This is a genomic window from Mycobacterium gallinarum, assembly GCF_010726765.1.
Lineage (GTDB): Bacteria > Actinomycetota > Actinomycetes > Mycobacteriales > Mycobacteriaceae > Mycobacterium > Mycobacterium gallinarum.
The window spans coordinates 4051505-4065799 of the sequence record NZ_AP022601.1; the positions used below are offsets into that span (position 1 = coordinate 4051505).

The window sequence follows — 14295 nt, forward strand, 5'->3', positions numbered from 1 at the left end:
CGAAACGGCTACAGCCTGGCCTTCACGGCAGCCGAGAGCCGTGAGCCGTCGGCCTTACCTGCAGCGATCGCAGTGGCGGCCTTCATCACCTGGCCCATCTGCCTCATGCCCGGCCGCTCGCCGATCTCCTCGGCGACCTGCGCGATCGCGGTGTCGACCACATCGGCCACTTCCGCGTCGGTCAGCGGAGTGGGCAGGTACTCGTCGATGACGCGCGCTTCGGCATGCTCGTTGGCGGCCAGCTCACCACGGCCGTTCTGGGTGTAGATCTCCGCGGCCTCCGCGCGCTTCTTGGATTCCTTGGACAGCACCTTCAGCACGTCCGCGTCGGACAGTTCGCGCGCATCCTTGCCCGCCACTTCCTCGGTCTGGATTGCCGCGAGCAGCATCCGCAGCGTCGCGGTCCGCAGTTTGTCCTGCGACTTCATCGCCGCGGTGAGGTCTGCACGCAGTTGCTCTTTGAGTTCTGCCATGCCGCAAACCTACGCCGCACCGCCGGCTGCGGGTCCAGTGCCGAACCGCGCACCGTGATCTCGGTCGACATCGGGCCGCGGTGGCCTCGGTCGGCGCGCTGACACGGCGGTCAGAGACGTTTGTCAATTCGCATCATGATCGACAGGATGGTGCCATGAGCACCGAGGCCGGCAATTCGGGGATCGCCGGACAGCCGCCACCGGGCTACGCACCACCTCCGGGCTACGCACCACCTCCGGGGTACGGACCGCCTCCGGGCTACGGACCACCGCCGGGCTACGGCCCCCCTCCGGGCTACGGCCCCCCTCCGGGCTACGGACCACCGATGCAGCCCGTCCTCAAACCGGGCGTCATCCCGCTGCGACCGCTGAGCCTGTCCGACATCTTCAACGGCGCGGTCGCCTACATTCGCGCCAATCCGAAGGCGACGCTGGGATTCACCACCATCGTCGTCGTCGCCAGCCAGTTGATGGCGCTCGTGCTCTCCGTGGGACCGCTCGCCGCCGCCGGCCAGCTAGCGGGGTCGTTCAACAGTGACGAGCTGTCCACCGGCGCCCTGCTCGGCACGTCGCTGTCCAGCTTCGCCGGCGCCGCTGCGACCTGGTTGACCGCGATTCTGCTGAGTGGGCTGCTCACCGTCGTCGTCGGCCGGGCCGTCTTCGGGGCCGGCATCACGATCGGTGAAGCGTGGCAACGCCTCAAGGGGCGACTGTTGGCATTGATCGCGTTCACGCTCATCGAAGGGTTGGGCGTCGCGATTCTGGTCGCCATCGTCTTCGGCCTGATCTTCTGGATCGGGATAGCGTCCAGCGTCACCGCCGCGATCATCGTGGGCCTGCCTCTGGGTCTGCTCTTGATCGCAGCGCTGGTCTATATCTGGGTGGTTCTCAGCTTCGCGCCGCCGCTCATCGTGCTGGAACGCATCGGCATCTTCGCCGCCATCGAGCGGTCGTTCAGGTTGGTGAAGAACGACTTCTGGCGGGTATTCGGTATCCGGTTGCTCGCCACGATCGCGGTGCAGTTCATCGCCGGGGCGGTCACGATCCCGTTCAGCCTGGGCGGTCAGCTCCTTCTGATGGCGGCCGAGTCCACCGCGATGATGATGCTGTCATTCCTCCTGCTGTCGGTGGGCGGCGTCATCGCCCAGATCATCACCGCCCCATTCCTGGCGGGCGTCGTCGTGCTGCTCTACACCGATCGCCGGATCCGCGCCGAAGCGTTCGACCTCGTACTGAGGACCGGCGCGGCCTACGGGCCGTCCTCGCCATCCGATTCCACTGACCATCTGTGGCTGACCCGCCAAGCCTGACGTGCCGACGATAGACATCGACAGCGATGCCGCCCACGACGCCGCGCAACGCGAACTGCAAAAACCCATCTACCCCAAGCCGGGCCTGATTGAACGTCTCCTCGAGTGGATCAACGAGTTGCTCTACCGGTTGGCCGACTCCGGATCTCGTCTGCCCGGTGGCTGGTTCACGATTTGTGTTCTGCTGATCCTGCTCGTCGTCGGGATCATCGTCGCGATACGGATCGCACGGCGCACCATGCGGACCGACCGTGGCGGTCGCTACGCGCTGTTCGGCGAACAGGAACTCAGTGCTGCCGAGCACCGGGCCACGGCCGAGCAGTGTGCCGCCGTGGGTGACTGGGCGGTGGCCATCCGTCACCGTCTGAGAGCAGTGGCCCGTGAGCTCGAGGACGCAAGGGTGCTGGATGCCATCCCCGGCCGGACGGCCACCGAGCTCGCGCGCGACGCGGGTAAGGCGATGCCGGCGTTGGTCGCTGAATTGACCATGGCTGCAACCGCATTCAACGATGTCACCTACGGGGAGCGTCCGGGTACCGAAGCCGCGTACCGGATGGTCGCCCAACTCGACGATCACGTACGGTTCAAGACTGCGACGAGTTCCGGTGCCGCCCCCGCCGCCACGCCGTCCACCGGGTGGGCGGAGGTGCGATGACGAACACGGCCGTCGGGCACACGCTGAAGCAGCGCTGGAGCGCCTCCCGATGGATGCTGTTGTCGCTCGTCGTCGTCATCGCAGTCGCCACGTTGATCACCTATCTGACCGCGCCCCGACTCGGCGGCCCGATGGATCCGGAGTCCACGTCACCTGACGGCACCCATGCACTGGTGACCCTGCTGCGCGAGCACGGCGTCGATGTCGTCGAGGCACCGGATGTCTCGGCGGCCGAAAGTGCCGCGCGGCCCGGCACACTCATCGTTGTGCTGCAGACACTGCAGAACCTCGACGACGACGTCCTGTCGCGGCTGAGCAACCTGCCCGGCGACCGGCTCCTGGTGGCTCCGTCGTCGCGTACCCGTGAAGCGCTGGCTCCCCATATAACGCTCGCCGGGTCGGTTCCCTTCGGCGGCTCCGAACCGGGTTGCGACCTGCGGGAGGCGGCCCGAGCCGGCGTGGTTCAGCTCGGCGTGAGCGACGAATACGAAGCGGTGGATGACTTTTCGATCACCCGCTGCTACGACGGTGCTGTGGTCCGTTATGCCGAGGACGGCCGCACCGTCACGGTCGTCGGCAGCGGCGACTTCATGATGAACGGCGGACTGCTGACCGACGGCAACGCCGCCCTGGCGATGAACCTTGCCGGCACCAACCCGCGCGTGATCTGGTACGCACCGCAGAAGCGCCAAGGCGAATCGGATGCGGGCGCGGAAATCTCCGACCTGGTTCCTCCCGCAGTCGCATGGATCGTGATCCAGCTGTGCCTCGCGATCGCGCTGGTCGCGTTGTGGCGGGGCCGGCGCCTCGGTCCGCTTGTCGCAGAACGGATGCCCGTCGTCGTGCGCGCGTCCGAGACGGTCGAAGGCCGCGGCAGGCTCTATCGATCCCGCCGCGCTCGCGACCGCGCAGCGACGGCCCTGCGCACCGCGACCTTGCAACGGATGCTGCCGCGCCTCGGCCTGTCCACCAACGCCGAGCCGCCCGCGGTAGTCCAGGCGGTGGCGCAGCGGTCCGGGCACCACGCACAGACAGTGGCGCACACACTGTTCGGTCCGCCACCGCAGACCGACGACGACTTGGTCCAGCTCGCCCGTGAACTCGACGACATCGAAAGGCAGGTCGCACAATCGTGACTCAGCCACCTCCAGCTCAGAACTCCGGCGCCGCGGGTGATGCGGCGCGAAATGCGCTGCTGGCCTTGCGCACTGAGATCGCCAAGGCAGTCGTCGGCCAGGAGGCGGTCGTCAGCGGCTTGGTGATCGCCCTACTGTGCCGCGGCCATGTGCTGCTGGAGGGAGTGCCGGGCGTAGCCAAGACCCTGCTGGTGCGCACGCTGGCGGCCGCGCTGCAGCTCGAGTTCAAGCGGGTGCAGTTCACGCCCGACCTGATGCCCGGTGATGTCACGGGTTCACTCGTATATGACGCCCGCACCGCCGAATTCGAGTTCCGCGCCGGTCCGGTGTTCACCAACCTGCTGCTGGCCGACGAGATCAACAGGACTCCGCCCAAGACTCAGGCCGCGCTGCTGGAAGCCATGGAGGAGCGCCAGGTCAGCGTCGACGGTGAACCGCGTCCGTTGCCCGACCCGTTCATCGTTGCGGCGACGCAGAACCCCATCGAGTACGAGGGCACCTATCAGCTGCCCGAAGCACAGCTGGACCGGTTCCTCTTGAAGCTCAACGTTCCCCTGCCGCCGCGGGACCAGGAGATCACGGTCCTCGATCGGCATGCGCGCGGCTTCGACCCTCGCGACCTGTCCGCCGTGCGGCCCGTCGCGGGGCCCGCCGAACTGGCGGCCGGGCGCGCCGCTGTACAACAGGTGCTCGTCGCCGACGAGGTGCTCGGCTACATCGTCGATATCGCAGGCGCTACAAGGCATTCCCCGTCACTGCAGCTAGGTGTGTCGCCGCGCGGGGCGACCGCCCTGCTCGGCACGGCCCGTTCCTGGGCATGGCTTTCGGGCCGCAACTACGTCACTCCCGACGACGTCAAGGCGATGGCGCGGCCGACGTTGCGGCATCGTATCCAGTTGCGTCCGGAGGCCGAGCTCGAAGGCGCTCATCCCGACGGTGTGCTGGACGGGATTCTCGCAGCCGTGCCGGTGCCGCGGTAGTGGTTCTGACCGGCCGTGCCGGCTTGGTGGCACTGGTCTGCGTGCTTCCGGTCGCATTGTCACCGTGGCCGGCAACGGCGTTCGCTGTTCTAGCCGGTGCGCTTGCGACGGCGATCGTGCTCGACGTGCTGCTGGCCGCCAGCACTCGCCAGCTGGCCTTCGCGCGATCCGGTGACACCGCGGCGAGACTGGGGCAGCCCGTCGACGCGGTTCTCGAAGTGGAGAACCCCGGTCGACGACGCTTACGCGGACAGGTCCGCGATGCGTGGTCGCCCAGCGCCCGCGCCGAGCCGCGAATGCACGACGTGGATATTGCTCCAGGACAACGGGTTCGGCTCGTCACCACGCTGCGTCCGGTTCGCAGGGGTGACCAGGGATCGGCGTTGGTGACGGCCCGGTCGATCGGGCCGTTGGGGCTGGCCGGCAGGCAGCACTCGCATCGGGTGCCCTGGCAGATCCGGATCCTTCCACCGTTCCTGTCGCGCAAGCACCTGCCCTCGCGGCTGGCCAGACTTCGCGAGCTGGAAGGGAACACCGCGGTCCTGATCCGCGGTCAGGGTACCGAGTTCGATTCGTTGCGTGAGTACGTCATCGGTGACGATGTCAGGTCAATCGACTGGCGCGCCACCGCCCGTCGAGCCGACGTCGTGGTGCGGACGTGGCGACCCGAGCGTGACCGGCGAGTGGTGATCGTGCTGGACACCGGACGCACATCGGCGGGCCGTGTCGGCGTTGACCCCACCGCCGACGACCCCAGTGGCTGGCCGCGATTGGACTGGTCCATGGATGCCGCGCTGCTGCTGGCCGCGCTTGCAGCGCGCGCAGGCGATCACGTCGACTTCCTCGCTCATGATCGCGTCACCCGGGCGGGACTGTTCAACGCCTCGCGCACCGAACTACTCGCGCAACTGGTCACCGCGATGGCGCCACTGGAACCCGCATTGATCGAGTCCGATGCCAGAGCAATGGTGGCCGCGATACAGCGACGCGTTCGGCGCCGAGCGCTGGTCGTGTTGCTCACCGACCTGAACGCCTCCGCGCTCGACGAGGGTCTGATGGGGGTGCTGCCCCAGTTGTCGGCCAAACATCAGGTTCTGCTGGCCGCGGTCGCCGATCCGCGGGTGGACGCGATGGCCGCGGGACGGGCGGACGCCGCCGAGGTGTACGACGCTGCGACGGCCGAACGTTCGCGCAACGACCGGCGTTCGATGGCGTCGCGACTGCGAGCGGCCGGGGTCGATGTCGTGGACGCACCACCCGACGAACTGGCACCCGCGCTCGCGGACCACTACCTCGCGATGAAGGCCACCGGCAGGCTCTAGCGCGTCGGTACGACGTCCGGTGCGTCGGAGATGTCGCCGCTCTCCCCTGCAGCGACAGCCCGGCGGCCGAAATAGATTATGTAGCACAGGAAAGCGACTTCGGCCGCCACGCCGATGGCGATGCGCACGAACGTCGGCAGCGGCGACGGCGTCACCAAGGACTCGATCAGCCCGGCCACCAGCAAGACGACGATCAGGCCGCCGGCGACCGCAACCACCGCCCGGCCCTGCTCCGCCAGCACCTGCGTCCGAGGCCGATCGCCCGGCGACACGACCGACCAACCGAGCCGCATGCCCACGGCCGCGGCGAGGAACACCGCTGTCAGTTCGATGAGCCCGTGCGGGGTCAGCAGGCCGAGGAAGACGTCGCCCTTGTCCGCGTCGAACATGAAGCCGGCGATCACCCCGAGGTTGAGCGCGTTCTGGAACAGGATGTACGGGATGGGGATGCCGAGCAGGATCGCGAACGCGATGCACTGAGCGGCCACCCATGAGTTGTTGATCCACACCTGCAGGCCGAACGATGCGGCGGGGTTCTCGCTGTAGTAGTTGGCGAAATCCTCGTTCACCAATTGCTCGATCTCGCTTGGTGTTTTGAGGGCCGACTGCACCTCCTGGTTGCCCGACACCCACAGCGCGATCAGCGCGGTGACGAAGAAGAACGCGAAGGCCGTTGCGAGCCACCATCGCCATGACCGATAGGCGACCACCGGGAACGACACCGTCCAGAACCTGGCGAACTCGCGCCACAGCGGCGCGTGCGCACCCGTCACCACCGACCGTGCGCGCGCGACCAACCCCGACAGCCGCCCGATGAGGACCGAGTCGGTGGACGAGCTGCGCACGATCGACAGGTGGGTGGACACCCGCTGGTAAAGATCGACCAGCTCGTCTACTTCGGCGCCGGTGAGCTTCCGCCGACGCTTGATCAGCTGCTCCAGCCGCTCCCACGTCGGACGATGCGCCACCACGAACGCGTCGACATCCACGCCACGAATCCTAGTAGCGTGATCGGCATGGTCAGCCAGCAAGAACCCGTGGTGACCGGGGACGCGGTGGTCCTAGATGTTGAGATCGCCCAGCTACCGGTCCGCGCGCTGTCGGCGATCATCGACGTCACCGTGGTCTTCATCCTCTACATCACCGGCGTCGTGTTGTGGGCCACCACACTCACCCAATTCGATCCGGCCTTCTCGGCTGCGGTGCTGATCATTTTCACCGTCCTGACAATCGTGGGGTATCCGGCGATATTCGAGACGACAACCCGTGGCCGTTCGTTGGGCAAGTTGGCGATGGGACTGCGGGTGGTGTCCGACGATGGCAGTCCGGAACGTTTTCGGCAGGCCTTGTTTCGTGCGCTGGCCGGCGTGATCGAAATCTGGATGCTCACCGGCGGGCCGGCGGTGATCTGCAGCCTGGCGTCGTCGAAGGGCAAGCGGATCGGCGACATCTTCGCCGGAACCGTGGTCATCAGTGAACGCGCACCGAGAATGTCGCCGCCTCCGCTGATGCCGCCGCAGCTCGCGTGGTGGGCGTCCACGTTGCAGTTGTCCGGGCTGCATCCCGAGCAGGCCGAACTGGCGCGCCAGTTCCTCTCCCGCGTATCGCAATTGGATCCACAGCTGCGCGATCAGATGGCCTACCGGATCACCAGTGACGTCGTCGCCCAGATATCGCCGCCACCGCCGCCCGGTACCCCACCGCAGTACGTGCTGGCCGCAGTGCTGGCCGAACGCCACCGCCGCGAACTCGCGCGGTTGCAGCCCGCGCCTGCTGGGCCTCCGCCACAATGGCCGCCGAGCCCACCCCCCGTCGTCGGGTACCCGGCTCCGCCGCAGCAGGTTCCGCCGCAGCAGGTTCCGCCACCGTCGTCCGGCCCGGGCGGTTTCGCGCCGCCGAGCTAGCGACGACTCGGTGTCGCTGATCGAAAGATATTCCCCGTCAACGGTATCGAAGCCCGACGAGCAGGCGACGATCGGTGCGGTCGCCCAGCAGGTCGGGTACAGCACCCCGTTCGCGTCGAGCAGTGCGTTCAAGCGGGCCTATGGGGTCAGCCCGAACACCCACCGCTCCACCGCTTCATCGTCGGCGCACGTACTGGGCTCCTCAGCGCTCTAGGGCCATCCGTCGGTCCGCTGTCTCCGAATCACGAGTATGCAGCGCCTCTACCGCATCACTCAACGCTTGCATGGTGGGCTCACCGTCGAGGTACCGGCGGACGCGATTGCGACGACGGTCTCGGGTTGGCTCGCCGAACTCGGAGCCGACAGTCCATTGGTCGGCGATCTTCAAAGGGCCGTGAGCGCGGGGGACTGGCCTGCGGCGCGGGCCATCGGCGAGTACTTGGCGGTCGATGTGTCGGTGTCGCCCTGACCTTGGACGTTGCATCGCGATAGTTTCCGATATATCGTCAACGTATCGGAAGCGCAGATCGTGCTTCCTGTCCGAAAGAAAAGACACAGACATGAACACCCCATTCACACCACCTCAAGGCCCGTTCGCGGGCCGCGGATTCGGCTTCGCGCCCGCCGTCAGTCCTGAAGACCGTCGTACGCTGCACGAACAGCGTCGGCAAGCCCGTCGCGGGTTCCGCGAGCACGTCCGTGAACATCGCGGCGACGCAGGATTCGGTCCCGGTTTCGGCGGCTTCGGCCCCGGCAGCTTCGGTCCCGGCTTCGGCTTCGGCCCCGGCTTCGGCCCCGGTCGTGGCGGTCGGCGCGGCGGACCCCGCGGTGGCGGCCGCGGCAGGCGCGGTGACGTGCGCGCCGCAATCCTGAAGCTGCTCACCGATCGCCCGATGCATGGCTACGAGATGATTCAGGAGATCAACGAACGCAGTCAGCAGCTATGGAAGCCCAGCCCCGGGTCGGTGTACCCGACGCTGCAGCTGCTGGTCGACGAGGGCCTGCTCGTCGCGACGGAGACCGAGGGCAGCAAGAAGCTCTTCGAGCTCACCGATCAAGGCCGGGCCGCCGCAGCGAAGATCGAGACGGCTCCGTGGGACGCAATAGCCGAGGGTTGGAAAGAAGAAGCTCCGGGCGCAGTCAGCCTGCGCGCCGCCGTTGGCCAGCTGATGGGAGCGGTCGCGCAGTCGGCGCACGCTGCATCCGCCGAACAGCAGCAGCGCATTGTCGACATCGTCAACAACGCCCGCCGCGAGATCTACGGCGTCTTGGGCGAAGCCGACTAGCGATCTGTGCACGTTTGGGAGCGCCCACCGCTCCTAAACGTGCACAACTCGCGTATAGCGTGGCGCCATGGACACCTTCCCGCTGGGCTCTTTCAATGTCGGGCGCGTCGGCTACGGCGCCATGCAACTACCCGGGCCGGGAGTCTTCGGTCCGCCGCGAGACCATGACGAGGCGATCGCGGTCCTGCGCCGCGTCATCGAGTTGGGCATCAACCACATCGATACGTCGCAGTTCTACGGGCCCGATGTGTCCAATCAGCTGATCCGCGAAGCGCTGCACCCCTACCCCGCCGACCTCGCGCTCGTGAGCAAGGTCGGCGCCCGACGCGATGAGACCGGCGCGTGGCTGCCCGCCCAGGAGCCCGATGACCTGCGCGCCGACATCGAGGAGAATCTGCAGACGCTGGGGACCGACCGCCTGGCCGCGGTCAACCTTCGCATTCATGCCGGCGATCCGAGCTCGGTCGGTCCTGTCGATCGCGAGTTGTTCGACCGTCAGCTCACCGCCATGATCAAGGTCCGTGATGAAGGGCTCATCGGAGGCATCGGACTGTCCAGCATCGGTCCCGAGCATCTGCGAATCGCGTTGGACCGCACCGAGATCGTGACAGTCCAGAACGCCTACAACCTCGTTGACCGAACCTCGCAGTCGGTGCTCGAGGCATGTGTCGAGCACGGCATCTCGTTCGTGCCGTTCTTCCCGCTCGGGTCGGCGTTCAGCCCAGACAATCCGGTGCTCGGCCATCCTGCCGTCAAGAGCGAGGCGGAGAAACTGGGCCGCACGCCCGCGCAGATCGCGCTCGCGTGGACGCTGTCCGTCGCGCCGAACGTGCTGCTGATACCGGGCACATCGTCGGTGGCGCATCTCGAGGAGAACACCGCCGTCCGCGACATCACGCTCGACGACGAGACCAAACGCCAGCTCGACGCCGCCGCCTGATTGCGATTTCGGTGTCGCCGGTAGCGCATACCGCGACCAACTACACCGAAATCGCTAGTCGACGTCGACCCAATCGAGCGTGCGCTGCACGGCCTTTTGCCAGCCGGCGTACCCGTCGGCGCGCTGCTCGTCGCTCCACGCCGGGGTCCAGCGGCTGCCTTCCTGCCAATTGGCCCGCAGGTCATCGGGATTCTCCCAGAAGCCGACGGCGAGACCGGCCGCGTAGGCGGCACCCAGCGCCGTTGTCTCGGCGACGACGGGCTTGACCACCTCGACGCCGAGGACGTCGGCCTGGATCTGCATGCACAGGTCGTTGGCGGTGATACCGCCGTCGACCTTGAGTACCTCCATGTGCACGCCGGAGTCGGCCTCCATCGCGTCGACGACGTCGCGGCTCTGGTAGCAGATCGCCTCCAGCGTCGCGCGCGCCAGATGTGCGTTGGTGTTGAACCGCGACAGACCGACGATCGCGCCGCGCGCATCCGAACGCCAATACGGCGCAAAGAGTCCCGAGAACGCGGGCACGAAGTAGACGCCGCCGTTGTCCTCTACCTGACGGGCCAGCGACTCGCTCTCCGATGCGCCGCTGATGATGCCGAGCTGGTCGCGCAGCCACTGCACCGCGGAGCCGGTGACGGCGATCGAACCCTCGAGCGCGTAGACGGGTTTCGCGTCCGCGAACTGATAACACACCGTCGTGAGTAATCCGTTCTCCGAGCGGACGATCTTCTCGCCGGTATTGAGCAGCAGGAAATTGCCTGTGCCATAAGTGTTTTTGGCTTCACCCGCGTCGAGGCACACCTGACCTACCATGGCGGCCTGCTGGTCACCCAGGATGCCGGTGATCGGCACTTCGCCGCCGACCGGGCCACCCTCCAGGGTGCTGCCGTAGGAGTCCGGGTAAGACGACGGCTTGATCGCGGGCAGCATCTGACGCGGAATGTCGAAGAACGACAACAGTTCGTCGTCCCAGTCGAGCGTTTCGAGGTTCATCAGCATCGTGCGACTGGCATTGGTCACGTCGATGGCGTGCACACCGCCGCGGGCGCCGCCGGTGAGATTCCACAGCACCCACGAGTCCGTGGTTCCGAAGATCGCGTCGCCGCTCTCGGCGTCGCGGCGCACCCCGTCGACGTTCTCCAGAATCCACTGCAGCTTGCCTCCGGAGAAGTAGGTCGCGGGCGGCAGTCCTGCCTTGCGCCGAATCACGTCGCCGCGCCCGTCGCGGTCCAACGCGGTGGCGATTCGGTCGGTACGGGTGTCTTGCCACACGATCGCGTTGTAGTACGGCCGTCCAGTTTTGCGGTTCCACACCAGCGAGGTCTCCCGCTGATTGGTGATACCCAGTGCCGCCAGGTCGGTGGCCGACAGGTTGGCCTTGTTCAGCGCTGACTGGATGACAGCCCCGGTGCGTTCGGTGATCTCGACGGGGTTGTGCTCGACCCAGCCGGCCTTGGGCAGGATCTGTTCGTGCTCGAGCTGATGACGCCCCACCTCGGCGCCGTCGTGGTCGAAGATCATGCACCGGGTGCTGGTGGTGCCCTGGTCAATGGCGGCGACGAACTCGGCCAACTCAAGCTCCCCTCGTAACGGCGACTCCAATCGACCATCATGGTCTACGTGGCCAAGCCGATCGTCGACATTGACCGCATGCCCCGCGGCGGGCCGGACGCATCGTGCCTGGACCGGCTGCTCGAGACCGACCGGCAGGAGTACCTGGACCGCGATGACGTAGAAGAGGGCGTCAAACGCAGCGTGATCCGCGCGCTGGAGTGGACCGGAGAACGCTTCGGGAACACCGAGAACTTCGCGCGGATCGCGCTGGAGGAAGTCGCTGACGTTGCGGATCCCAAGATCCTCGAGCTCGGCGCCGGCCACGGCGGGCTGTCGCGGAAATTGCTGGATTGGCATCCCACCGCCGAGCTGACCGTCACCGATGTCGAGCCCGCGTCGGTCGCGGCGATAGCAGCCAGCGACCTCGGCGACAACCCGCGCGCGACAGTTCGCGAAATGGACGCCACCGCCATCGACGCGCCCGACGGACACTTCGACCTCGCGGTGTTCGCGCTGTCGTTCCACCACCTGCCGCCCTCGGCCGCGTCCCGGGTGTTCGCCGAGGGCACGCGCGCCGCCGACAAACTGGTGATCATCGATCTGCCCCGACCGCCGGCGCCGCTGCACCTGCTCCGGCTCGCCGCGATGTTGCCGTTCGCGCCGTTCATACCGTTCGTTCATGACGGGGTGATCAGCTCACTGCGCACTTACAGTCCGTCGGCGCTGCGGACGCTGGCCGAACATGCCGATCCAGCGATCAGCGTGGAACTGCGCGGCGGGCTGATGAATCCGCAGGTTGCGGTGGCCACCCGCCGATAGGCTCGGATCGTGGGCGAAGAAGTGCAGGACACCGAGTACTCCCTCGCGCACCGCCGCGAGTACCGGCGCAAGGTGCAGCAGTGCCTCGACGTCTTCGAAACCATGCTCAAGGAGTCCAGTTTCGAGTTCGAACGGCCGCTGACCGGGATGGAGATCGAGTGCAACCTCGTCGACTCCGCGTACCAGCCCGCCATGACGAATCACGAAGTGCTGCAGGCGATCGCCGATCCGGCGTATCAGACCGAATTGGGCGCCTACAACATCGAATTCAATGTTCCACCGCGCCGGCTGCCCGGCCGCGCCGCACTCGAGCTCGAAGCCGATGTGCGGGCCAGCCTCAACGCGGCCGAAGCCAAGGCCAATGGGCATGACGCGCACATCGTCATGGTCGGCATCCTGCCGACCCTGATGCCCGAGCACCTCACGGGGCGGTGGATGAGCGAGTCGGTGCGCTACCAGGCGCTCAACGACTCGATCTTCACCGCGCGCGGCGAGGACATCCTGATCGACATCAACGGGCCGGAACGGCTCAGCCTGCAGACCGAGTCGATCGCGCCGGAGTCCGCGTGCACCAGCATGCAACTGCACCTGCAGGTCTCCCCGGCTGACTTCGCGCACAACTGGAACGCGGCGCAGGTGCTGGCCGGTCCGCAGCTGGCGCTGGGCGCCAACTCGCCGTTCTTCTACGGGCACCAGCTGTGGGCCGAGACGCGCATCGAGCTGTTCGCGCAGGCCACCGACACCCGGCCCGACGAGCTCAAGACCCAGGGTGTGCGGCCCCGCGTGTGGTTCGGCGAACGCTGGATCACCTCGATCTTCGACCTGTTCGAGGAGAACGTCCGCTACTTCCCGTCGCTGCTGCCCGAGATGTCCGACGAGGACCCGTCCCACGAGCTGGCCGAGGGCCGCACCCCCAAGCTGGCCGAACTGCGGCTGCACAACGGCACGATCTACCGGTGGAACCGGCCCGTGTACGACGTCGTCGAAGGTAGGCCCCACCTTCGGGTGGAGAACCGGGTGCTGCCCGCCGGGCCGACGGTGGTCGACATGATGGCCAACGCCGCGTTCTACTACGGCGTGCTCCGGACCATGGCCGAGGACGACAGGCCCATCTGGACGAAGATGAGTTTTGCTGCGGCCCAACATAATTTCGTCGAATCCGCGCAGAACGGCATGAACGCGCGGCTGTATTGGCCCGGCCTCGGTGAGGTGACACCCGACGAGCTGGTGCTGCGGCAGCTGCTGCCGATGGCCGACGAGGGGCTGCAACGTTGGGAGGTGTCCGCCGACGTCCGCGACCGCTACCTCGGTGTGATCGAGGGCCGCGCGAAGACCGGTGTCAACGGGTCCGTTTGGCAGATCGCGACGGTGCACGCGCTGCAGGAGGGTGGGCTGTCGCGGCCGGACGCGCTGGCCGAGATGCTGCGGCTCTACTGCGAACGCATGCACAGCAACGAGCCCGTGCATACGTGGGATGGCCTGTGAAGACGTGGATCGTCGTCGCGACACTGATGCTCGGGCTGACGGGATGCCAGAGCCGCGCGGCGCAGGCCGATCCGATCGAGGCAGGGCTTGATCAGGAGTTCGCGCTGCACGGTGGACGGCAGGTCGCGATCCGCGACGCTGACCTGCGGCTCCGGTTCACCGACGTGCTGGAGGATTCGCGCTGCCCGACCGACGTCGAATGTTTCTGGACGGGGCAGGCGCGCATCACCGTTGACGCTGAACTCGGTCGGGATGCACCGGCGTCCCTGGAGTTCAACACCAATCCCGCCCCCGGGCAGGGGACGCTGACGAACGACGTCGGCGGCTATGTCATCGAGTTGCGCTCGCTCGACCCGTATCCGAAGACACCCGACGATTCGCCGGCCCTTTCGGATTACAGCGCAACGCTGGTGGTGCGAAAGGTCGCGTGA

15 protein-coding genes and 1 pseudogene are annotated in these 14295 nt (G+C 67.0%); 13 read left to right on the plus strand and 3 right to left on the minus strand.

The window, feature by feature from the left end; translation table 11 throughout:
• Positions 1-8: 8 nt before the first annotated feature.
• The gene (locus G6N42_RS19910) at positions 9-473 is read right to left on the minus strand and encodes a GatB/YqeY domain-containing protein (protein WP_163731822.1); all 465 of its coding nucleotides are present in this window, start codon (positions 471-473) and stop codon (positions 9-11) included.
• 155 nt (positions 474-628) lie between these two features.
• On the opposite strand from G6N42_RS19910, the gene G6N42_RS19915 reads away from it, so the two are divergent.
• The 5 genes from G6N42_RS19915 to G6N42_RS19935 are packed head-to-tail and all read left to right on the plus strand — an operon-like array spanning position 629 to position 5876.
• Positions 629-1783 carry a DUF7847 domain-containing protein gene (locus G6N42_RS19915; RefSeq protein WP_163731825.1) on the plus strand — a complete coding sequence of 385 codons (1155 nt, stop codon included), beginning with the start codon at positions 629-631 and terminating at the stop codon, positions 1781-1783.
• Between the two features lies 1 nt (position 1784).
• Positions 1785-2438: a DUF4129 domain-containing protein gene (locus tag G6N42_RS19920; protein ID WP_163731828.1), complete on the plus strand. Its 654-nt coding sequence runs from the start codon at positions 1785-1787 to the stop codon at positions 2436-2438.
• Entirely contained in the window at positions 2435-3574 is a 1140-nt protein-coding gene (locus G6N42_RS19925; protein ID WP_163731831.1) for a DUF4350 domain-containing protein, read from the plus strand. Before G6N42_RS19920 ends, G6N42_RS19925 begins: the two co-directional genes overlap by 4 nt.
• Positions 3571-4554 carry an AAA family ATPase gene (locus G6N42_RS19930; protein ID WP_163731834.1) on the plus strand — a complete coding sequence of 328 codons (984 nt, stop codon included), beginning with the start codon at positions 3571-3573 and terminating at the stop codon, positions 4552-4554. The genes G6N42_RS19925 and G6N42_RS19930 overlap by 4 nt, the downstream gene beginning before the upstream one ends.
• On the plus strand, positions 4554-5876 hold the full coding sequence (locus G6N42_RS19935; protein ID WP_163731837.1) for a DUF58 domain-containing protein: 1323 nt from the start codon (positions 4554-4556) through the stop codon (positions 5874-5876). The genes G6N42_RS19930 and G6N42_RS19935 overlap by 1 nt, the downstream gene beginning before the upstream one ends.
• Here the strand turns inward: G6N42_RS19935 and G6N42_RS19940 are convergent.
• Entirely contained in the window at positions 5873-6865 is a 993-nt protein-coding gene (locus G6N42_RS19940) for a stage II sporulation protein M (RefSeq protein ID WP_163731841.1), read from the minus strand. The two genes, G6N42_RS19935 and G6N42_RS19940, sit on opposite strands and share 4 nt — an antisense overlap.
• 27 nt (positions 6866-6892) lie before the next feature.
• Here G6N42_RS19940 and G6N42_RS19945 point away from each other — a divergent pair, with 27 nt between their 5' ends.
• From G6N42_RS19945 to G6N42_RS19965, 5 genes and pseudogenes are all read left to right on the plus strand, one after another.
• Positions 6893-7780, plus strand: a complete 888-nt coding sequence (locus tag G6N42_RS19945) for an RDD family protein (RefSeq protein WP_163731844.1) — start codon at positions 6893-6895, stop codon at positions 7778-7780.
• 61 nt (positions 7781-7841) lie between these two features.
• Positions 7842-7994, plus strand: a pseudogene (locus G6N42_RS19950) (AraC family transcriptional regulator); the annotation flags it as partial.
• Positions 7995-8030: 36 nt separating this feature from the next.
• Positions 8031-8249, plus strand: coding sequence for a hypothetical protein (locus tag G6N42_RS19955; RefSeq protein ID WP_163731847.1), 219 nt, complete (start codon positions 8031-8033; stop codon positions 8247-8249).
• A gap of 91 nt (positions 8250-8340) precedes the next feature.
• Complete coding sequence (locus tag G6N42_RS19960; protein ID WP_163731852.1) at positions 8341-9066, plus strand: PadR family transcriptional regulator; 726 nt, start codon at positions 8341-8343, stop codon at positions 9064-9066.
• Between the two features lie 67 nt (positions 9067-9133).
• Positions 9134-10006, plus strand: coding sequence for an oxidoreductase (locus tag G6N42_RS19965; RefSeq protein ID WP_163731855.1), 873 nt, complete (start codon positions 9134-9136; stop codon positions 10004-10006).
• 54 nt (positions 10007-10060) lie between these two features.
• Here the strand turns inward: G6N42_RS19965 and glpK are convergent, their stop codons facing one another.
• Complete coding sequence (glpK, locus tag G6N42_RS19970) at positions 10061-11608, minus strand: glycerol kinase GlpK (RefSeq protein ID WP_174262117.1); 1548 nt, start codon at positions 11606-11608, stop codon at positions 10061-10063.
• Between the two features lie 9 nt (positions 11609-11617).
• Here glpK and G6N42_RS19975 point away from each other — a divergent pair, with 9 nt between their 5' ends.
• Genes G6N42_RS19975 through G6N42_RS19985 form a run of 3 tightly spaced genes read left to right on the plus strand, consistent with a single transcriptional unit; the run spans position 11618 to position 14295 of the window.
• Entirely contained in the window at positions 11618-12379 is a 762-nt protein-coding gene (locus G6N42_RS19975) for a class I SAM-dependent methyltransferase (protein WP_174262118.1), read from the plus strand.
• A 9-nt stretch (positions 12380-12388) separates the two neighbouring features.
• Positions 12389-13864, plus strand: coding sequence for a glutamate-cysteine ligase family protein (locus G6N42_RS19980; RefSeq protein WP_163731862.1), 1476 nt, complete (start codon positions 12389-12391; stop codon positions 13862-13864).
• Positions 13861-14295 carry a hypothetical protein gene (locus tag G6N42_RS19985; RefSeq protein WP_232076200.1) on the plus strand — a complete coding sequence of 145 codons (435 nt, stop codon included), beginning with the start codon at positions 13861-13863 and terminating at the stop codon, positions 14293-14295. Before G6N42_RS19980 ends, G6N42_RS19985 begins: the two co-directional genes overlap by 4 nt.

Coding starts and splice junctions, on each gene's coding strand:
- G6N42_RS19925 (WP_163731831.1), top strand. CDS start 2,435: ATGACGAACACGGCCGTCGGGCACACGCTGAAGCAGCGCTGGAGCGCC.
- G6N42_RS19975 (WP_174262118.1), top strand. CDS start 11,618: ATGGTCTACGTGGCCAAGCCGATCGTCGACATTGACCGCATGCCCCGC.
- G6N42_RS19910 (WP_163731822.1), bottom strand. CDS start 473: ATGGCAGAACTCAAAGAGCAACTGCGTGCAGACCTCACCGCGGCGATG.
- G6N42_RS19955 (WP_163731847.1), top strand. CDS start 8,031: ATGCAGCGCCTCTACCGCATCACTCAACGCTTGCATGGTGGGCTCACC.
- G6N42_RS19960 (WP_163731852.1), top strand. CDS start 8,341: ATGAACACCCCATTCACACCACCTCAAGGCCCGTTCGCGGGCCGCGGA.
- G6N42_RS19945 (WP_163731844.1), top strand. CDS start 6,893: ATGGTCAGCCAGCAAGAACCCGTGGTGACCGGGGACGCGGTGGTCCTA.
- G6N42_RS19915 (WP_163731825.1), top strand. CDS start 629: ATGAGCACCGAGGCCGGCAATTCGGGGATCGCCGGACAGCCGCCACCG.
- G6N42_RS19965 (WP_163731855.1), top strand. CDS start 9,134: ATGGACACCTTCCCGCTGGGCTCTTTCAATGTCGGGCGCGTCGGCTAC.